At 69.0% G+C, this 20,293-nt stretch carries 17 protein-coding genes; 12 read left to right on the top strand and 5 right to left on the bottom strand.

The genetic code is table 11. The features are described 5' to 3' along the window. Positions 1–374 precede the first annotated feature (374 nt). Positions 375–2,819 carry a transglycosylase domain-containing protein gene (locus JOD27_RS06440; protein ID WP_204761233.1) on the top strand — a complete coding sequence of 815 codons (2,445 nt, stop codon included), beginning with the start codon at positions 375–377 and terminating at the stop codon, positions 2,817–2,819. A 107-nt stretch (positions 2,820–2,926) separates the two neighbouring features. Then, the gene (locus tag JOD27_RS06445; protein WP_204761234.1) at positions 2,927–4,519 is read left to right on the top strand and encodes a glycosyltransferase family 87 protein; all 1,593 of its coding nucleotides are present in this window, start codon (positions 2,927–2,929) and stop codon (positions 4,517–4,519) included. Here the strand turns inward: JOD27_RS06445 and JOD27_RS46455 are convergent. The 3 genes from JOD27_RS46455 to JOD27_RS06460 are packed head-to-tail and all read right to left on the bottom strand — an operon-like array spanning position 4,431 to position 7,628. Next, on the bottom strand, positions 4,431–5,438 hold the full coding sequence (locus tag JOD27_RS46455; protein WP_204761235.1) for a GDSL-type esterase/lipase family protein: 1,008 nt from the start codon (positions 5,436–5,438) through the stop codon (positions 4,431–4,433). The genes JOD27_RS06445 and JOD27_RS46455 overlap by 89 nt on opposite strands. Positions 5,439–5,457: 19 nt before the next feature. Then, positions 5,458–6,834, bottom strand: coding sequence for a glycosyltransferase family 87 protein (locus JOD27_RS06455; RefSeq protein ID WP_307829945.1), 1,377 nt, complete (start codon positions 6,832–6,834; stop codon positions 5,458–5,460). Positions 6,835–6,857: 23 nt separating this feature from the next. Next, positions 6,858–7,628, bottom strand: coding sequence for a deoxyribonuclease IV (locus JOD27_RS06460; protein WP_204761236.1), 771 nt, complete (start codon positions 7,626–7,628; stop codon positions 6,858–6,860). 132 nt (positions 7,629–7,760) lie between these two features. Between JOD27_RS06460 and JOD27_RS06465 the strand changes: the two genes are divergently transcribed. From JOD27_RS06465 to JOD27_RS06495, 7 genes are all read left to right on the top strand, one after another. Then, positions 7,761–8,687 carry a hypothetical protein gene (locus tag JOD27_RS06465; RefSeq protein ID WP_204761237.1) on the top strand — a complete coding sequence of 309 codons (927 nt, stop codon included), beginning with the start codon at positions 7,761–7,763 and terminating at the stop codon, positions 8,685–8,687. Between the two features lie 101 nt (positions 8,688–8,788). Further along, on the top strand, positions 8,789–9,097 hold the full coding sequence (gene rpsF, locus JOD27_RS06470; protein ID WP_189252402.1) for a 30S ribosomal protein S6: 309 nt from the start codon (positions 8,789–8,791) through the stop codon (positions 9,095–9,097). Between the two features lie 29 nt (positions 9,098–9,126). Then, positions 9,127–9,627, top strand: coding sequence for a single-stranded DNA-binding protein (locus tag JOD27_RS06475; RefSeq protein WP_204761238.1), 501 nt, complete (start codon positions 9,127–9,129; stop codon positions 9,625–9,627). Between the two features lie 57 nt (positions 9,628–9,684). Continuing rightward, the gene (rpsR, locus tag JOD27_RS06480) at positions 9,685–9,924 is read left to right on the top strand and encodes a 30S ribosomal protein S18 (protein WP_030465683.1); all 240 of its coding nucleotides are present in this window, start codon (positions 9,685–9,687) and stop codon (positions 9,922–9,924) included. 18 nt (positions 9,925–9,942) lie between these two features. Next, on the top strand, positions 9,943–10,398 hold the full coding sequence (gene rplI / locus JOD27_RS06485; protein ID WP_204761239.1) for a 50S ribosomal protein L9: 456 nt from the start codon (positions 9,943–9,945) through the stop codon (positions 10,396–10,398). A 609-nt stretch (positions 10,399–11,007) separates the two neighbouring features. After that, the gene (gene dnaB / locus JOD27_RS06490) at positions 11,008–12,966 is read left to right on the top strand and encodes a replicative DNA helicase (RefSeq protein WP_372441677.1); all 1,959 of its coding nucleotides are present in this window, start codon (positions 11,008–11,010) and stop codon (positions 12,964–12,966) included. A gap of 164 nt (positions 12,967–13,130) precedes the next feature. Continuing rightward, entirely contained in the window at positions 13,131–14,003 is an 873-nt protein-coding gene (locus JOD27_RS06495) for a hypothetical protein (RefSeq protein WP_204761240.1), read from the top strand. Positions 14,004–14,407: 404 nt separating this feature from the next. On the opposite strand, the gene JOD27_RS06500 is transcribed toward JOD27_RS06495, so the two are convergent. Further along, complete coding sequence (locus tag JOD27_RS06500; RefSeq protein WP_204761994.1) at positions 14,408–15,178, bottom strand: PIG-L deacetylase family protein; 771 nt, start codon at positions 15,176–15,178, stop codon at positions 14,408–14,410. Between the two features lie 78 nt (positions 15,179–15,256). On the opposite strand from JOD27_RS06500, the gene JOD27_RS06505 reads away from it, so the two are divergent. The 3 genes from JOD27_RS06505 (at position 15,257) to JOD27_RS06515 (ending at position 17,027) form a co-directional block, all read left to right on the top strand. Beyond that, positions 15,257–15,691: a GNAT family N-acetyltransferase gene (locus tag JOD27_RS06505; protein ID WP_204761241.1), complete on the top strand. Its 435-nt coding sequence runs from the start codon at positions 15,257–15,259 to the stop codon at positions 15,689–15,691. Then, positions 15,682–16,398 (top strand): MBL fold metallo-hydrolase, encoded by a 717-nt coding sequence (locus tag JOD27_RS06510; protein ID WP_307829946.1) that lies wholly within the window; start codon positions 15,682–15,684, stop codon positions 16,396–16,398. The genes JOD27_RS06505 and JOD27_RS06510 overlap by 10 nt, the downstream gene beginning before the upstream one ends. A 272-nt stretch (positions 16,399–16,670) precedes the next feature. Then, positions 16,671–17,027, top strand: coding sequence for a nucleotidyl cyclase domain-containing protein (locus JOD27_RS06515; protein WP_204761242.1), 357 nt, complete (start codon positions 16,671–16,673; stop codon positions 17,025–17,027). A gap of 94 nt (positions 17,028–17,121) precedes the next feature. Here the strand turns inward: JOD27_RS06515 and JOD27_RS06520 are convergent, their stop codons facing one another. Beyond that, on the bottom strand, positions 17,122–20,127 hold the full coding sequence (locus tag JOD27_RS06520; protein ID WP_204761243.1) for a chaplin family protein: 3,006 nt from the start codon (positions 20,125–20,127) through the stop codon (positions 17,122–17,124). Positions 20,128–20,293 lie beyond the last annotated feature (166 nt).

A 20,293-nucleotide genomic window follows, 5' to 3' on the forward strand; every position in this document is an offset into this window, starting at 1 on the left:
GGTGACACTGCTCCGAATGAAGTACGACCACCGAACCGCGTGCTGACGCACGCCGGTCTGGGAGGCCTTTTCACGTGAACGACCAGCATGATGACCGGCAGCGCGGAGGCGAGCCACAATGGCCGACCGGGGACGACCCGGACGGCGGTGGCACGAGACGCGATGTCCCGAATCAGCCACGACCGGGCACCCCGCCCGGCGGTTTCGCGCGCCCTCCCCAGGGTGGCACGCCACCCGGTGGATTCCCACAGCAGCAGCCCCCACGCCGCCCGAACGGACCAGGCGCGCCCCAGGGAGCTCCCCAGGGCGGCCCAGGCCGTCCGCAGCCCGCTCAGGGCGGTCCCGGCGGCCGGCCTCCCACACCTCCCGGTGGCATGCCCGTGGCACCGCCGCCGCCCGGCGCCCGTCGCCCAGGCGGTCCTGGAGCCCCTCAGGGCGGTCCCGGCCGTCCCGGTGTGCCCCCGCGTCCCGGTGAGGAGCGGACCACCCAGCTGCCGCCGGTCAACCGGCCGCCGCAGCGCGAGCCCGACCTCCTGACCCACCGCGAACCGGAGGACGAGTTCCTCCTCGCCGGCGCTGTCGACGAGGAGGACGAGTACTACGACGACGAGCCGGAGCTCACCGAAGAGGAGGAGCGTCGTCTGCGCAAGAAGAAGATCTGGAAGCGTGTCCGCATCGCCGCGTTCGTCGCGCTCGGCCTGATGATCCTCGGCCCGGTGATCGCGGTCGCGGTCGCGTACCCGCTCGTCGACTGGCCGAAGCCGGAAGACGTCGCCGCCACCCAGAACAAGACGATCACGCTGCAGTACGCCGACGGCAGCGAGATGACCAAGATCACAGCGGCCGGTGAGAACCGGAGCATGCTGACGTACGAGGAGATTCCCGACAACGTCAAGCACGCGGTACTCGCGGCGGAGGACGCGAACTTCTACGACAACCCCGGCTTCGACGCCAAGGCCATCCTGCGCGCCGTCTGGATCCAGGTGAGCGGCGGCAGCAGTGGTGGTTCCGGGCTGACGCAGCAGTACATCAAGAAGGCGACCGGCAACGAGGAAGCCACGCTGACCCGTAAGTTCACCGAGGTCGTCAAGGCCTTCAAGATGAGCAACGAGTCGGACCACAACACGATCCTCACCGCCTACCTCAACACGGTGTACTTCGGTCGCGGCGCGAACGGGTTCAAGACCGCCGCGCAGGTCTACTACAAGAAGGACATGAAGGACCTCACGCCGTCCGAGGCGGCGTTGATCGCGGGCATGATCCAGACGCCCTCGTGGTCCGAGGACAAGGAGTACTCGGCCAAGCGCTGGGACTTCGTGATGAAGCAGATGCGCGAGAAGAACTGGATCAGCCAGGAGGACTTCGACTCGCGGAAGTACCCTGCGCCGCTGCCGTTCGCCGAGACCCAGCCGAAGTCGCTCGACGGCCCCCGCGGCCTGATCGTCGACCAGATCCAGGAAGCGCTGGAGGCCGAGCAGACCGGCGTCTCGTTCGAGCAGGCGCAGAAGACAGGCGTCACCATCCAGACGTCGATCGACCCGAAGATGCAGACCGCGGCCGAGGAGGCCGTCGACGAGGTCCTCGTCAAGGGCGGTCAGCCGGAGGCGTTGAAGACGTCGCTGACGGCCATCGACCCGGCCACGGGCGCCGTGCGCGCCTACTGGGGCGGCCGCGGCGGCCGCGGCAGCTACGACTACGCGAAGGGCACGCTCCAGGAGCCGGGCTCGTCGTTCAAGCCGTTCGACCTGGTCGCGGCGCTGCAGCACGGCAAGGGCATCGGCACGACCTACGACGGCTCGTCGCCGCGCCAGTTCGGCAACGGGACTGAGAAGGTCACGGTCCGCAACGCCACCGCCGCGCCGAACTGCCAGAAGGACTGTCCGGTCAAGGAAGCGATGATCCTTTCGTTGAACACCGTGTTCTACGACATGGTCCTCAACGACGTCGGCATCAGGCCGACCGTCGAGGCCGCGCACCAGGCGGGCATCCCGAACGAGGTCAACCTCAACGACGGCCAGGGCGTGCGCAAGCTCCTGGTCGGCGAGAACGGCGGAACCCCGAACGCCGGTATCGCGATCGGTGGTGACCAGGCACGCGTCCGGCCGTTCGACATGGCGTCGGCGTACGCGACGTTCGCCGCACGTGGTGTCTACCGGCAGCCGTTCTTCATCGTGAAGATCACCGGCCCGGACGGCACCATGCTCTACCAGCACGTGGACAAGCCGCTCTCGGCGTTCGACCCGGACCAGCAGAAGAGCCAGCAAATCGCCGACAACGTCACCGAGGTGCTGAAGGAGATCCCGAGGCGCTCGTCGATCCCCTGTGCGCAGAACCGGGAGTGCGCCGGCAAGACCGGTACGCACGAACTCGACCCGAAGGTGGCACCGGGCGGCAGGGTCGGTCTGAACTCCAAGGCCTGGATGGTGGGCTACACGCCGTCGATCTCCGCTGCCGTGTGGATCGGCCGGGACGAGGGCAGCCAGCCGATCATGGACAAGTCGGGGACCAACATCTCCGGTGCCGGTCTGCCCGGCAAGATCTGGCAGACGTTCATGACCAAGGCGCTCGCGGGAACGCAGATGGAGAAGTTCCCGAAGGCCGCGCCGCTCAACCAGTTCGAGCCGCCGAAGAAGTCGGTCGCGCCGTCGTCGAGCCCGTCCAACACGCCGAGCTCGCCGACGGAACCGAGCAGGTCGACCCCGACCAGGACCACGGATCCGGATGAGCCCTGCCGTGGCCTCCTGTGCCCGACCACCGAGCCGAAGCCGACCTCGACGAAGCCCGGACCTGGTGACGGTGTCAAGCCTCCCGGAGGCTGATCGTCCGCCCCCAGTAGCTGAGGGCCTGGTGCGCAACGCACCAGGCCTTTTGCTTTGTCCAGGGATGTTGACCACGACGAAACGGTGTTGGCCGTAACATCCGCGACGTGCCCAGCAGCCCTGCCGAGCTTCCCGCCGAGGACACCGACTCGCTCACCCACTCCGAGCGTGTCGCCCCCACCTGGACAGAGTCGCTCGCCCGAACCCTGAGCAGACCGTTCGGCGGTCCGCTCGGCGAACACGCACAGGTCGGCAGGAACTACTTCTGGACGGCACTGCGGGTGATCCTGCTGCTCGCCGTGCTGACGTTGCTGGCGGGCTGGGTGCAGAAGTCGCCGTGCATCCAGCAGTACGTCGACGACAAGGGCCAGGTCCAGCTGGACTGGCGAGGGAGCAGGCAGTTCACCGCGCTCTGCTACTCCGACACCGTGCCGCTCTACACCGCGGAGCGGCTCGACCAGCGCGGCTCCTTCCCGTACATCACGTCGTGGAAGGACGACGAGGGCAAGCCGACCGAGCACATCCGGTACATGGAGTACCCCGTCGTCACGGGTCTCTTCCAGTGGCTCAACGCGCGGGTGGCGCAGGGCCTCGTGGCGTTGGTGCCCGGTCTGCCGATGACGGTCATCGTGTACTTCAACGTCACGGCGTTCTGGCTCGCCGTGGCGTGGCTCGTGACAGTGTTCTCCGTTGCGCGCATCGCCAGGCGACGGATGTGGGACGCCGCGATCGCCGCGGTGTCGCCGTTGGTCATCGTCCACGCGTTCACGAACTTCGACACCATCGCGACGGCGTTCGCCACGGCGGGCCTGCTGGCGTGGGCGCGGAGGAAGCCCGTGCTCGCCGGTGTGCTGCTGGGCCTCGGTGGCGCGGCGAAGCTCTACCCGTTGTTCCTGCTCGGCCCGCTGCTGTTGCTGTGCTGGCGTTCCGACCGGCTGAAAGCGGGCCTCACCACCACCGCGTCGGCCATCGGGGCGTGGGCACTCGTCAACGCGCCGATCGCGTTGAACCCGGCCTCGCACACGGGGTGGAAGGAGTTCTTCCGTCTCAACACCGAGCGCAACGCCGACCCGGACACGCTCTACAACGTGCTGGTGCAGTGGACGGGGTGGCAGGGCTTCGACCCCGGGCTGCAACAGGGGCAGGCGCCGACGGTCCTCAACACGGTCAGCTCGGTGCTGTTCCTCGTCTGCTGCGCCGGAATCGCCTACGTGGCGCTGAGCGCGCCGACGAGGCCCAGGGTCGCGCAGCTCGGGTTCCTGGTCGTGGCGGCGTTCCTGCTGACGAACAAGGTGTGGAGCCCGCAGTACTCGCTGTGGCTGGTTCCGCTGGCCGTGCTCGCGTTGCCGCGCTGGAAGGTGCTGCTGGCGTGGATGGCGGTCGACGCGCTGGTGTGGGTGCCGCGGATGTACTTCTACCTGGGCATCGACAACAAGGGCCTGCCGATCGACTGGTTCCTCGGCGCCGTGCTGCTGCGCGACGCGGCCGTCATCGGGCTGTGCGTGTTGATCCTCAAGGAGATCTACCACCCGGAGCGCGACCTCGTCCGCACGGCGGGCGACGAGGACCCGCTGGCCGGAGTCCTGGCCGACGCGCCGGACCGGCAGCTCGTCACACCCGCACGAGGCGAGCCATCGCACCGAATGCGGCGCCGTTCGGATGCAGGTGATCACCGGAGTCGAACTCCGGACGCAGTCTGAGCGGGTCGGCGGGGTCGCGCAGGGCGGCGTCGAAGTCGATCGCGTCGGGGAAGGTGGCGCGGATCCAGTCGTTCGTCCGCCGACGCTGCCGTTCGCGTTCCTCGGTCCAGTTCACCCAGCCGCGCCACGGCGTCAGCGTGCTGACGAGCAGCTGCACGCCCTCGTTGCGGCACCGCAGCTGGATGGTGCGGATGCCCGCGATGACGCTCTCCGCGCTGACGTCGTCCTGGATGTCGTTGATGCCGCCCAGCAGCACGACCTTGCGGACCTCGGCGCTGTAGAGGACGTCCCGGTGGAGACGGGTGATCATCGGGGCGTTGCCGTGCACCACGCCGTTGCCGCTGATGCCGGCGTTCAGGATGGCGTGGTCGCTCTCGACCAGCGACGGCCAGGTGTCCTCCCGCTCGCCCTCGGTGATCGAGTCACCCAACATCACCGCCGCGCCAGGAGCCGTGAAGCCCGCGACCTCGACCGCCGAGACGAGGCAGACGTACGACCGCACCGACGTGATCATGCGATGTGCGCGGGCCTGACACGGCGTGCCGGCCGGTGTGTACGTGCTGATCTGCAGTCTGGTGGTCACCGTCAACCGCACGGCGTCGCTGTAGACCTCGTCGCGTGGCCTGATCGTGACGTTTCGGGAGCGGCCGAACGTCAGCTGCCGCGACTCGCCGTTCGCCGTGACGGTGACCTGCTCGACGCGGACCGGCGTGACGCCCATCAGGTTCGACAGGCGGACGCGGACGGACGTGCCGCCCGCGCCGAGGTCGACCGTCGAGCGCACGCTCTGGTCCGGCACGGAGGTGGAGAGCGTCGGCACGGCCTGCCACACCGGCAGCCAGCGGATCGCCGCCGACCGCTCGTGCGGTCCGGAGGCGCCGCAGACCAGCAGCAGTGCCAGGACGATGATCACCCTCACGGGTGCAGTCTGCGGCGGCTCAGCTCTTCGCTGCTACTGCTCCGCGGATGAACTTCGTGTCGTCGAGGTCGTCCTCGGTGACGTCACGAGACTTGAGGAACACCACGAACAACGCGACCAGGAGCGCCGCCCGGCCCCACACCCCGATCATGACGGCCTGCGCGGAGAAGCTGTCGTAGATCCCGGCCGGCTGACCGAACTCGATCGCCCAGAACCAGCGGAAGATGCCGATGCCCATCGCCAGGTCGACGGCGAAGTAGGCGAACGCCCACATCAGCCGCACGCGCAACAGCACCAGGAACGGCACGAGCCACAGCGTGTACTGCGGTGAGTGGACCTTGTGCAGCAGCATGAAGCCGCACAGCATCGCGCCGGAGACCCCGATCCACGGATAGGTGCCCTCGCGGCGGAACCGCAGCCAGCCGTAGCCAGCCGCGATCGCGAACGACGCCAGGATCGTGATCGGCGAGATGGTGCCGACCAGCGACTGCATCGCTTCGTCGCCGATGAACGGCCGAAGGCCCCAGTACCAGATCGAGTTCGTGGTGATGTCGACCCGGCGCAGCTGCTGGAACTCGAACGACGCGAGCCAGCCGTCGTAGCCCGCGAACGCGAACGGCAGGTTGACCAGCACGACCGTGATGATCGAGGCGAGCCCGACCCTGATCGCGCCGACGATGTCGACCTTCTTGCCCTCCGGCATCTCCTGGCCGCGCCAGCCGCCGGTGGCGACGAAGAGCATCAGCGGCAGCACGAACGCCGCAGGGTAGACCTTGAACGCGAAGCCGAGGCCGAGCAGGACCGACGCGACGGTCGCCCGTTCGACCAGTGGCCGGTTCCAGCGGTGCACGACGTAGACCGCGGCCACCGAGCACAGCACGACCGGCAGGTCCCAGTTGTGGAACGCGTAGAGGATCAGCGGTGGCCCGATGGCCCACAGCAGCGCGCGCCAGCGGGCGAGCTTGCCCAGCATCCAGCCCGTGAGCAGGCCGAACGGCGCCATCAGCAGCGAGGAGTAGAGCAGGTACTCCGCGTCGTTGTGCGCGAAGATCGCCCCTGCCCAGATGATCAGGCCGGAGAGCACCGGGTACTCGACCGAGCCGCCGACGAGGACGCCCTTGTCGTTGATGCCGCCGTCGACGTACGGGAAGACGTGCCGGTCGATGTCGCGCCCGATCCAGAGGTGCTGGATGTCGGAGTAGCAGACGTCTTCCTTGTTGCGCTCGTCGTAGTCGGGCTGCGTGCGGCCCCACTGGTCGAACGCGGGGCCGGTGCAGCGGTCCTTGTTGATGAAGCCCAGCAGCAGCGTGAGCCCGCACAGCAGCACGAGCACGGCGAGAGCCGCGCTGCCGAAGCGGCTCACGGAACGCCCGGCATCGCCACGCTCGGGCGTCACGCTCACCACCTCGTGCACCGTCTTCACCGGCCGGCGTGGTCGCGCAGGAACGCGATGTCGTCGGCCTGGCCCTCAGCGGGTGTCTCCACCACGACCGGGCATCCCGCGCTCGCGGCGACGGCCACGAGCTGATCGGCGTCGATGGTGCCAGTCTTGATGTTGTCGTGCCGGTCGCGCGAGGAACCGAACTCGTCGCGCGAGCTGTTGAGGTGCACGAGGTCGATGCGACCGGTGATCGCTTTCACCCGATCGACGATGCCGACGAGGTCCTCACCCGCGGCGAACGCGTGGCAGGTGTCGAGGCAGAAGCCCGCGCCGAACTCGCCGACCGCGTCCCAGAGCAGCTTGAGCGAGTCGAACGTGCGGGCCATGGCGTTGTCGCCGCCCGCGGTGTTCTCGATCAGGATCGGGACCGCGAAGCCGCCATCGGCGACCTGCCGCTCGAAGAACTTGCGCCAGTTCGCGAAGCCGTCCGCCGGGTCCTCGCCCTTCGTGACGTGGCCTCCGTGCACGATCAGGCCCTTCGCGCCCACGGTCGCGGCTGCCTCGGCGTGCTGGATCACGTTCTTGCGGGACGGAATCCGGATCTTGTTGTTCAGCGACGCGATGTTGATCATGTACGGGGCGTGGATGAACACCTCGAGATCGGAGGCCAGCAGGGCCTCCGTCTGGGGGTGCGGCTTCGGCTTCTTCCAGCCCTGTGGATCGGACAGGAAGAACTGGACGACCTCGGCCCCGCGTTCGGCCGCGGCGCCGACCGGGTCGTCGTCGCGGACATGGGCCCCGATGCGCATGAACAAGGAGGGTAGACGGCGTCCACAACGCCATCACAGCCGCCGCCGATAGGAGTAATTGCGAAAACTGGGGGTGGCTCGCGTCACCACCAGGACCTACGGTCGTTACCAGGGAGTAGGAAAGGGGTTGGCATGCGACTGCTGAGCGTCACCGCAGCGACGCTTCTCGCGCTGGCCTCCGCCACTGTGGGCGTCACTCCGGCCACAGCCGCGGAGCCCATCGTCGTGGGCAGTTGCGCCACATCGGTGCAGGGCACTCCCGGTACCCCCGTCTCTCTCAGCCCGAACGCCGTGCTGCAGCCGGTGACCGACCTCGTGCGTGCCGTGCCGGTGCTCGGACCGCCGCTCGTCGAGCCGTTCAAGCAGGCGTTCTCACAGGTCAAGCCCATGCCGATCGGTGTGGTGCAGACCGGCACGACGACCATCGGCGGTGCCACGATCGCGAACGCCGTGATGGCGGAGCTGGTGAAGATCCCGCTGCTCGGGCCGATCATCGGCACGCTCGACAAGACCGTGCGCGCGACGCTGACCAGCGGGTGCCAGGTCGTCGTGACGGGCGTGAACCAGGTCGCGGCGCCGGTCCAGGACGGCACCAAGGCGATCGCGGACGCCTCGCAGCAGGCGGTCGGTGGCATCCAGGCACCGAAACCGCCTGCCGGCCAGCCGCAGCCGGGTACCCAGCCGGGCCAGCAGCCCGGTGTGAGCCCCGGCACATCCGGCACGCCGCAAGGTGCGCCGAACAACCGCGACTTCTCGCTCTACTCGCTCGGCACGAACTTCGGCCGCGTGCCGTTGTTCAGCTACGGCTCGCTGCCGTTCGCGATGCCCGGCCTCTACTCGCCGTCGCCCGGCGTGCGTTACGGCTCGCAGGTTCCCCGTGCCTCCAACGGAAACGGCGTCGACGGCGACCCGGTGCAGGCCGCCGGTCGCGCGACCGCGCTGCCCAGGCTCGGCGGTCCCGGCGGCGTCGGCCTCCCGGTGCTGCTCGCGGTGCTGATGCTGGCCTGCGTGACGGGCGCGCTGGTGCGGACCTGGGTGCTCCGCCGCACCCCTGCGTAGTCGCCGGACGCGCTCTGTTAACCTTCTTCAGTTGCTGACGCGACGACCCTCCTGCCACGGAAAGCCCGTGGCCGCGAGTCCACAGGAGGTGAGTGGTCCTCATGCGTCATTACGAAGTGATGGTCATCCTCGACCCCAGCCTTGACGAGCGCACGATCGCGCCGTCTCTCGACACGTTCCTCAACGTCATCCGCACCACGGGCGGCAACGTTGAGAAGGTCGAGGTGTGGGGCAAGCGCCGGCTGAGCTTCGAGATCAACAAGAACACCGAGGGTATCTACGCGGTGCTCGACCTGACCTCGACTCCGGACGCGGTGAAGGAACTGGACCGCCAGCTCGGTCTGCAGGAGACGGTGCTCCGGACGAAGGTCCTGCGCCGCGAGCCCGCCAAGTCGGCCGCCAAGGCCTGACGAACCTCGATTAGGGGAGCTCCCAAGACATGGCTGGTGAGACGACGATCACGGTGGTCGGGAACCTGACCGCCGACCCGGAACTCCGCTTCACCCAGAGCGGTGCCGCAGTGGCGTCCTTCACGGTCGCCTCCACGCCCCGCACCTTCGACCGCCAGTCCGGCGAGTGGAAGGACGGCGAAGCGCTGTTCCTGCGGTGCAACGTGTGGCGGCAGGTCGCCGAGAACGTGGCCGAGTCGCTCACCCGCGGTTCGCGAGTGCTCGTCACCGGACGGCTGCGCCAGCGTTCCTTCGAGACGAAGGAAGGCGAGAAGCGCACCGTGGTGGAGCTGGAGGTCGACGAGATCGGCCCCTCGCTGCGCTACGCGACCGCGAAGGTCAACAAGGTCAGCCGTGGAGACGGCGGTGGTGGCGGCGGCTTCGGCGGCGGTCCCTCGCAGTCCCGTGGCGGTGGCGCACCTGCTGACGACCCGTGGGGTTCCGCCCCGCCGGCCGGCTCGGGTGGCTTCGCCGACGAGCCCCCCTTCTAGACCGCCGCACCGGTCATCCAGAACTTGATCACTGCGTATTCCAGGAGTTAGAGACACATGGCCAAGCCGCCTGTGCGCAAGCCCAAGAAGAAGGTCTGCGCCTTCTGCAAGGACAAGAGCGCGAACCTGATCGACTACAAGGACACGACGCTGCTTCGGAAGTTCATCTCCGACCGCGGCAAGATCCGTGCCCGCCGCGTCACCGGCAACTGCTCGCAGCACCAGCGCGACGTCGCTGTTGCCGTGAAGAACGCCCGTGAGATGGCCCTGCTGCCCTACACCTCGACCGCTCGCTAAGAGAAGGGAACATTCGCGATGAAGCTCATCCTCACCGCTGACGTTTCCGGCCTTGGCGCGCCCGGCGACATCGTCGAGGTCAAGGACGGCTACGGCCGCAACTACCTGCTCCCGCGCGGCCTCGCGATCGTCGCGACCCGCGGCGCGCAGAAGCAGATCCAGGTCATCCAGCGCGCGCAGGACACCCGCCGCGTGCGCGACCTGGACCACGCCAAGGAGCTCAAGGCCGCTCTCGAGGGCCTGGGTGGCGTGACCCTGACCGCCAAGGCGGCGCAGGGCTCCAAGAAGCTGTTCGGCTCGGTCACCTCGTCGGACGTGGCGGCTGCCGTCAAGTCCGCCGGTGGTCCGGTCCTGGACAAGCGCGCCATCGAGCTGCCGGGTCACATCAAGACCACCGGCAAGCACTCGGTGACGGTTCGCCTCCACCCGGAGGTCACCGTGGCTCTGCCTTTGGTCGTTACCGCAGGCGAGTGACCGCTGCTCGGTGAAACGAGTGAAGTGACCCTTCTCGGGTGAGCTTCACGCGTTCCCGTTTGCTGAAGCGCCGCCTACCCGGAATGCTCCGGGTGGGTGGCGCTTTCGCTCGTTCGGACCAGCACCACCCAGTCCACTTCCTGTGGATAACCGGTGCGCCCAGGCCGGTCGCGACACGCCGAAGCGGCTGTTTTTCGCGACACGCCGAGGGTGTGGCGCACAACTTTTTCCACAAGTTGTTCACAGGCCCTGAGCTGGCGTTATTTCCGTCACCCCACTGGTTGTCAACAGGTTGTCCCCAGGCTCTCCACCCCTGTGGGCAACCATCCACAGGTTGTCCCCCAGTTGTCCACAGGGCAATCCACACGCTGGTTTGCTTGCTCCGGACGGGTCCCTCTAGCGTCGCTGCACGGGCGATGGTCATCGCACAGCGTGGCCGCCCGGAATTGTCGGTGCCGCGCTGTACAACTAGGGGGCAGGCACCGGCTCTCGACTCTTCGCAGGGGTGATTTGGCAGTGGCGCTGGTGGACGACCGGGGTATGGCGGAACCCGGATTCGAGCGTCAGCCGCCACAGGATCTCGCAGCCGAGCAGTCGGTGCTGGGCGGCATGCTGCTGTCCAAGGACGCCATCGCGGACGTCATCGAGGCCCTCGCGCCGAACGACTTCTACCGTCCCGCGCACCAGGCGATCTACGACTGCATCCTCGACCTGTACGGCCGCGGCGAGCCCGCCGACCCGATCACGGTCTCGGCCGAGCTCGAGCGCCGCGGCGAGCTGCTGCGCGTGGGTGGCGCGCCGTACCTGCACACGTTGATCGCGACGGTGCCGACGGCCGCGAACGCGGGCTACTACGCCGAGATCGTGGCGGAGAAGGCCGTCCTGCGTCGTCTGGTCGAGGCGGGCACGCGCATCGTGCAGCTCGGCTACAACGGCGCGGAGGGTGCGGACGTCGACGAGGTGGTCGACCGCGCGCAGGCGGCGATCTACGAGGTCACCGACCGCCGCACGTCCGAAGACTACGTGGCACTGGAGGACCTGCTCCAGCCGACGATGGACGAGATCGACGCGATCGCCTCGCGCGGTGGCATCTCGCAGGGCATCCCGACCGGTTTCGCCGACCTCGACGAGCTGACGAACGGCCTGCACGGCGGCCAGATGATCATCGTCGCCGCGCGACCCGGTGTCGGCAAGGCACTGGCGCTCGACACCCCGCTGCCCACCCCGTCCGGCTGGACCACCATGGGTTCGGTCTCCGTCGGCGATTTCCTGATCGGCGCCGACGGCCGCCCGACGCGCGTGGTCGCCGCGACCGAGGTGATGACGGGCCGCCCGTGCTTCGAGGTCGAGTTCTCCGACGGCGCGGTGATCGTGGCCGACGCGGAGCACCAGTGGCTCACGGAGTCGTGCAGCGAGACCGGTGGCTTCTGGGCGATCCGCACGACGGCGCAGCTGTTCCAGCGCGTCGGCGTGTGTCGCGTGTTCGTGCGCATGTCGGCCGCGTGGGAGCTGCCCGCCGCGTCGTTGCCGCTCTCGCCCACCGCTCTCGGCAAGTTCCTGTCGGGCCTGGGCGACCTCGAGCTGACGGACGAAGAGCTGCGCGTGGCCAAGGACCTCGACGTGGCCGACGATCCGCACATCCCCGCCGCGTACCTGCGCGCCTCGCGCAAGCAGCGCGAGGAGCTGCTCGCCGCACTGCAGATCGACGGCCGTTTCGCCCGCCTGCGTCGTGACGTCGACGAGCTGATCGCGGGCCTCGGCCGCCACGACCAGGTGGAGATCGTCGCGGTGCGCCCTGTCGCGTCCGTGCCGGTGCGGTGCGTGGAGGTCGACAACCACGACCACCTGTACCTCGCGGGCGAGACGATGATCCCGACCCACAACTCGACGCTGGGCCTCGACTTCGCCCGCTCGTGCTCGGTGAAGCACGGCCTCACCAGCGCCATCTTCAGCCTGGAGATGAGCCGCACCGAGATCGTCATGCGCATGCTCTCGGCCGAGGCCCGCATCCGCCTCGGCGACATGCGAGGCGGCAAGATGAGCGACGACGACTGGACCCGCCTGGCCCGCCGGATGAGCGAGATCAGCGAGGCCCCGCTGTTCGTCGACGACAGTCCGAACCTGACGATGATGGAGATCCGCGCGAAGGCCCGTCGCCTCAAGCAGCGGCACGACCTCAAGCTGGTGGTCGTCGACTACCTCCAGCTGATGAGCTCCGGCAAGAAGTCCGAGTCCCGCCAGCAGGAGGTCTCGGAGTTCTCCCGAAACCTCAAGCTGATCGCCAAGGAGCTCCATGTCCCGGTCATCGCGATCTCGCAGCTGAACCGCGGCCCGGAACAACGCACCGACAAGCGCCCGCAGCTGTCCGACCTCCGCGAGTCCGGCTCCCTCGAGCAGGACGCCGACATGGTCATCCTGATCAACCGCCCGGACGCCTGGGAACGCGACGACCCCCGCGCCGGCGAGGCCGACCTGATCATCGCCAAGCACCGCGCCGGCCCGACCGCCACCATCACCGTGGCGCACCAGCTGCACTACAGCCGCTTCACCGACCTGGCTCAGGCCTAGCGTCCGCCGTCCTGCTGCGTCGCCAAGCGCGAAGGGCCTCAATTTCGGTGGCCACATCTCAATGATCTTGGCCATTCTGAGGTAGCCGCGTATCAGCTGATCGCCTGCTCCGCGTGTGCTGACGCTGCATGGCCGCTTGCAAGGCCAGCGGCTACCGTCCGGGCATGATCACCCCGGCCAGGTACAGCGACGGCGCCATCCACGCTCCGGGCGACGTCACTTTCCCCGTGGCAGCCAAGCCGCGGGACCAGGCGGTCGCGCCGGACCTCACGAGGGCGGTCTACACGACGGACAACGAACTGGTGTGCGTGGACCGCATCGGCGTGGTGCGGTGGCGGCACGCGTTCGGCGTTTTCCGGACGAAGGTGCGAATCGTCCGGGCGGGATGCGTGTTCTCGCTCGACGGGAAGACTGTGTGGCTCTTCCAACCAGACGCGACGGGGCACTGGAACGACGGCAGCGACACCTGGCACGTGCTGGACGCGGCCACCGGGGTGGTGCTCGCCAGCGCCGACCTGGGCACCGCCGGTCAGGGGAACCAGCACGTCCATCCAGGCGGCACCGACGTGCTGGTCGACGTGGGCGAGGGGCAGGACGGGTCGTTCCTGTTCCGCGGCAGGCTCAACAACAACACGCTCGAGGTGGTCCCGTATCCGTGGGAGAACCGCGTGCTGGTGGCGTTCGCAACGGACGGCCATCACTTCATGACCGTCCACCACGAACAGCACGACGTCGCGTTCCACACCTATCCGGACGGCGAAGTGGTCATGCGGGTGACTGTGACGGACCTCGGGTACGACGAGAACGCACGGCTGGAGTGGACGGGTGGCTACCTCGACGCCGATACCGCGTTCGTGGTCGCCGGCGTTGAGGGCGATGACGAGGAGTGGTTCCGCCATCATCTGATCGACGTGCGCACTGGTGCGCACCTCGGCCCCTTCGACGCGCACACCGACGACGCGTACGGCGTTATTCCGGCCGGTGGTGGTGCGTGGCTGACGTTCGACGACGGTGTGTTCCGCCTCCACGTCCGCTGACACCGCTCGTCGGTTTCAGGCTCCGGTTTCCCGAGGACGAGCCGCAGCTCGCTGATCGCGCCCCACGTGTTTTCGGCGTATGACGGGAAGTGCCACTCCTGGGCGAAGGCGGCGGAGAACCGGCCCAGTCCGTCGAAGTAGCCCACCCAGACCTCGCCGCGGCGGGTGGTCTGCATGGGTGCCCGGCCTGTGGTCGTAGACGATCGCGTCGCGGTCAAGGCCGCCTGACCGCAACCGGCACCGTGCGCTCACGAGGAGGAACTGGCCGTCGGGCAGTGGCTGCACCGACCGGGTACGCCCGCGGGAGGCCGGAGATGTGCGTGGTGCCAGGCCCGGATCGTCGGCAGCTTCCGGTCTTCGCTCACGGCGCATTCGATCACGCCGACGACGACGGGCCCACGCATTCAGTCCTCCATCGCCTCGGTGAAGAACTCCGGCGGGGCCTGCAGGTCGTGGGCGCGGAACAGCACGGCGTGCTCGACGCCCATGGCCTTGCCGCTCATCGCCGTGAACTTCGGGATGAAGTCCGCGGGGGCGGGGTGGCCGGGCAACGCCGCCAGGTAGGCGGCGTGTGCCTCCAGTGAGGCGATGCCGCGGCGCAGCGGTTCTCCCGTGACGTCGACGCCGTGGGTCGCGCCGGAGCCGGCCAGGCCGGGGACGACGTACCAGCGTGGGGAGTGCGGTTCCAGGTTCTCGTCGTCGATCTGTTCCGGGAAGACCCAGCGGTTGCCCGCGTCGCGCAGCGCGTCGAGGGTGGCGAGGCCTGCTGCTCGGTGGTCTGCCTGGTCGAAGCCGAAGGGTGTTTCGATCGCGTAGCCGCCGCCCAGCACCACGTCGGGTTTGAACCTGCGGATTTCCCGGCAGATGTCGCGGCGCAGGTCGAGGTTGTAGACGAGCACGCCGTCCGGGTGTTCGAGGACGGTCAGGTTTTCTACTCCGACGATGGTGCAGGCGGCCCGTTGCTCGGCCAGGCGCAGGCGGGCTGTTTCCTCCGGAGGGTTCGGCATGCCTGCCTCGCCTCGGGTAAGCAGGAGATAGCCGACCTCGATGCCGCGCGCGGTCCAGCGGGCGACGGCCGCGGACGTGCCGTACTCCATGTCGTCGGGGTGCGCTACGACGCAGAGAACGCGTTGGAAAGACTCCTCGGGGAGGGCTGGCAGCGTCATGCCGGCCATTTTCGCGGTTCGACCGCGCGCCAGCCGGTGGATCATGGTCGGGTGAGACCTCACATCCGACCGGCTGAGCACGGGGACGTGCCCGCTCTCGTGCGGCTGCGCCTCGCCAACGCCGAACGTCACGTCCAGCTGAACCCCTCGGTCTTTCGCAGGCCCGACTCCGTTGCCGTGCAACGGCATTTCGAGGAGGTGCTCGGGTCGGCGCTGATCTCGGTGGCCGAGGTGGACGGCCAGGTGGTGGGCATGGCGGAGGTGGTGTTGCTACCGCCGCCGCCGGATCATCAGATTCTGGTGCCGCGTCGCGGTGCCGACGTCCACACCGTTGTGCTGGACGGGTATCGCGGGCTCGGCATCGGCGCGGCGCTGGTGGCGGAGGCGGAACGGGTGGCTGCGGCACACGGTGTCTCTGTCCTGTTCGCCGGGATCTTCGCCGCGAACGACGACGCTGTCGCCTTCTACTCCGCGGCCGGGTTCGGGCCGCGCGGGAGATTGCTGAGCAAGTCGTGCGACTGACGGTTCTCGGGAGTTGTGGCGCCTATCCGGAACCGGGCAGGGCCTGCAGTGGGTTCGCTGTGGAGGAGTCCGGCTACCGGGTGGTGCTGGACCTGGGTTATGGCACCCTGCCTCGGCTGTTGGAGCTGTGGCCGACGGGGCCGGATGCTGTGGTGATCACCCACGAGCATCCTGATCATTGCGCTGACCTGCACGGATTGTTCCGGCTGCGGCACTACGGACGGCATCCCCGGCTGCCCTTGTACTGCCCGCCGGGGGTGCTCGACCGCTTGCAGGGCCTCGAACCCGACGTGTCGCTGCGCGAGGTGTTCGACGTCTTCGCGTTGCCGGGCTCGTGGGACGTCGGCCCGTTCAAGCTGACCGGTGTCGGCCTGCCGCACTTCGTCGAGAACGCCGGCGTCCGGCTGGAGTCGTCCCGTGTGCTCGCCTACACCGGTGACACCGGGCCCTCGCCTGCCCTGGCCTCGCTGGGGCGGGACGCGGACCTGTTCATCGTCGAGGCGACCGACCGGCCCGGTGACACCTCCGGCCTGCTGATGACGTCGGCCGCGGCCGGGTCGTGGGCGCGGCAGGCCGGTGCTCGGCGGCTGATGCTCACGCACTTCTGGCCGGGCAACGACCGGTTCGTCGCTGTGGCCGCGGCCCGCGCGGCGTTCTCCGGAGAGATCTTCGCTGCCTCTGAAGGTGATGTTTACGCACTTGGCTGATGTCAGTCCACGTTGACGCGCCTGGGAGCAGCGATGGCGGAGGCCCAGCGCCACCTGGCACGGCCCGGTGCACGACCTGTTCGCAGTGCCGACGTTCGTCAGCAGGCCCATCGCGTGTTTCGTCCTGGCCCGCCGCGTCCGCCCAGACGCCGGGCCTGGTGGAGGTCGGCGGACTCTTCCAGCGCACAACCATAGTCATCGGTTTCACCTGGCTGACTGCATTGGGCGCGGCAATGCTGGTCAACGGGCGTGACCTCGGCTAGACACGATCTGTGCTGCACGACCCGTTCACGGGCTTGCCCGGACACGCGCTGCTGCTCGACCGCCTGGAGCAGTCGCTGATCCGCGCCCGCACCCGCGGCACGCTCGTCACTCTCGTGCTGATCACCGCACCGGACTCCGTGCTGGACGCGGCCCACGCGTTGCGTGCCGGTCTGCGTCCTGACTTCACCGTTGCCCGCTACCGCGACACGGTGCTGGCCGTGCTGGCCGAGCACGACTTCGGGGACGGCTCGCCGATCTCGTCGCTGATCAGGCAACTGGTCGGGGAGAGCGCGCAGATCCACTGGGTGACCAGTGACGGTGACGCCGCGGCGGACGACGTGCTCGCCACGGCCGAGAACCGCTGAAGACGGCCCAGAAACGGCACTGAGCCCCGGCGACACCGTCGTGTCGCCGGGGCTCAGCTTCTTACCGGAGGAGGGTGTTACAACCTGCGGGGTGTCACAGCGAGCCGGTCACCGTCTGGAAGAGGTTGGCCGGGTCGATCATGGCGAGCGCCGGGGCGTCCATCGGCAGCTGCGGGAGCGCGCGTTCGTCGGCCTGCGGGGCCAGACCCTGGGTCGGGTTCAGGTCGAGACCCGAGAGGGAGGCCGGGCCGTCGAGCGGCAGCGCGGGCAGCGAGCGCTCGGTCGGCAGACCCGGCAGCTGCACCGGCAGGGCCGGGGCGGTCACCGGGAGGGACGGCAGCGAACGCTCAGCGGCGGCACCGGGGAGCAGGCCCTCGGCGGCGTCCAGCACCTGGCCCAGGGGCAGGCCCTGGACGTTCGGCGTCACGCTCGCCACGCCACCGGGACCGGTCGGCAGCTCGGTGCGCTCCTCGGCGACACCGGGCAGCGCCGGGGTGGGCAACTGGCCGGCCAGTCCGGTCAGGCCTTCGGGGCTCGGCAGGGCGTTCACCGGCAGCTGGTCGATGCCGTGGAACGCCGGGACCTCGTTGGCCTTCATGAGGCTGTCCACGCCCTTGGGCAGCTGGATGCCCTTGAGCTTGGCGGCACGCAGGGTGCCCTCGTCCTCACCGGTGAGCTGCGTGTCGTCGCTCGTGCCGGCGGTGGTCGCCTGGCCGAGAACCTCGACCGGAACGCGCGCGACCTTGGCCGCGGCCTCGGCGGGGGCGGTCATCTCACGGGCGGACAGCGGGCCACTGCCCTCCGTCTCCATGTCGCCACCGGCCTGGGTGTGCGACACCTTGTCGGTGACCGTGTTGGCCTGGCCCGCAGCCGCCACCGCGTCCGCGTAGACGCCTGCTGCGGCGTTCGCGGGGACGTGGATCAGGTTGCCGGAGACCGACGCGTCCTGGGCGCTCGAGGAGCTGTCGCCACCCGCGATGATGTTGGTGTCGGTGACCGAGTCGGAGTTGGTGATGCCCGCGGCCGACACGGAGTTGCCGGGCACCGGCGTGAACGGCGTGGCCTGCGCGCCGATCAGGTTGCCGGAGACAGAGCCGCCGTCACCGTTGCTCGCGACGTCGCCACCGGCGACCGAGTCGAGGTCGTTGGTGGCCGCGGAGTCGACGTTGCTGCCGCCACCGACGGCCCAGCCCATGACCTGCGTGCCGGACGCGACCGGAGCGGAGACGGCGTTGCCCGCGAGGGAGCCGTCCTTGCCGGTGGTCCACGCCGGGCCGCCGGCCTGCATGTCGGTGGCGTTGTCGGCGATGGCCGAGTTGTTGCCGACCAGGGTGGCGCCGTTGCCGAACACCTGAGCAGGCGTCGAGGTCGGAGCCTGGACGATGTTGCCCGACAGCGAGCTCTTCTTGCCGGACGACAGCGGGTCCTGCCCGGCCCTGACCGACGTGTCGTTCGCGGTGTCGCTGCTGGTGTTGCCCACCAGGCCCGCGGTGTCGCCGAAGACCTGCGGGGCGACGGCCGTGGGAGCGGTCACGATGTTGCTCGAGACCGTGCCGTTGTCGTCGACCGCGTTGGGCCGGCCGCTGGAGCAGACGTCCTTGGTCTCGTCGGCCGAGCCGGCCGCCGTGCCGCCGACAGCCCCGGCCAGGCCGTAGGTCTCGGCGGGCGCGGCGAGCGGGGTCTGCACCACGTTGCCGGAGCCGACCGAGTCGTGGCCGGTCGCGCCCTGGTAACCACCGGTCTCGGACTTGACGTCGTTGACGCAGGTGCCGCCGGCCTGGCCGCCACCCGCGGCGCCGTTGCCGCACACGTCCACGGCCGACGCCGGCGGAACGTCCGCGACGTTGCCGGAGAGGACCGAGTTGTTGCCGACGGTGTAGTTGTTGCCACCGGCGGTCGACGTCGCGTCGTTGGTGTGGTCGGTCAGCGCGTTGCCGACGAGCGAACCACCGTTGCCACCCACGGAGGTGGGCAGCGAGATCGGCGCGTCGGCGATGTTGCCGGACGCCGTGGAGCCCTTGCCGTTGGTGTTGTGCTGGCCACCGGCGGTCGAGTCGTTGGTCGTGTCGCTGACGGCGGTCGCGTTGCCGGCACCGGCGGCGGCGTTGTCGTCGACCGTGACCGGTCCGGCGAGCGCGGGCTCGGCGATGTTGCCGGCGAGCGTGGCGGGGTCGCTGTCGGTCACCGTCTTGCCACCGGCGTACGCGGCACCCGACTGCGTCGACTCGGTCACGGCGTTGGCCGCGGCGGCGACGGCGTTGCCGTTCACCTCGAACAGCGGAGCCAGCGGAATCGGCACGGCGTTGCCGGAGATCGAGCTGTTCTTGCCGCTCGTCGTGACGCCGCCCTTGGACGAGGCGAACGTGTCGGCGGTCGAGTTGGCCTCGGCGATGCCGACACCACCGATGCCGTTGCCGGTGATCTGGACCGGCGTCGCGCCCTGCTCGGCGACGACGTTGCCGGAGACCGCGCCCTTGTCACCGTTGGTGGTGATGGGGCCGCCGGTCGTGGACACCTGCGAGGCGTCCGTCGCCGTGGTGGCGTTGCCACCCGCGGCGATCGCGTTGCCGGTGATCTGGACGGGCAGCACGTGGTTGACGGCGACGACGTTGCCGGCGAGCGCCTGCCCTTCGCCATCGGTGACGATCGTGCCGTCGCGGTACGTCTCCTGCGTGCAGTCGCCGGCCGCCTCGGAGTTGCCGAGGGCCGCGATCGCGTTGCCGCAGATGTTGATCGGCACATCGGCGTGCGCGTGGATCGTGTTGCCGCGGAACAGGCCCTGCGCGGCGGTGCCCTGCAGCCGGCCGGCGGCCTGACGGATCAGCGGGTGCGCGACGGGGGCTGCCGTGCCGACGGGCACCGCGCTGGTGACGCGATCCGTGCTGATCGTGCGGTCGATCTTGGGAACGTTCAGGTTCTTGACGGGGGTGCCCAGGTTGTTCTGGTCCACCTTCACCGGAACCGAAACGCCCGCGTCAACGGGGGACGGCTGTGCGTCGGGGTTGACGTTCTCCTGGGCAGAAGCGATGCCCGTACCGAGCATCAGCAAACCACCAGTGACAAACGCGGACTGGATACCGCGCTTTGCCCAGGTCTGCATTGGATCTCCTTCCAAATGTCCCGTCGTGACGACGGGGGCTCTAGGGGTGGGGCCGGACGCGCTTGGTGAAGGCGCGTCATCACCGGGGGAGTCGCACGCGGTGATCGACCGGAAGGAGCGCAAGAAAAGCGCGACGGTCGACTTCCGGACAGCCGGGGGAGGTGGC

The sequence above is a fragment of the Lentzea nigeriaca genome (assembly GCF_016907955.1).
Classification (GTDB): Bacteria; Actinomycetota; Actinomycetes; order Mycobacteriales; family Pseudonocardiaceae; genus Lentzea; species Lentzea nigeriaca.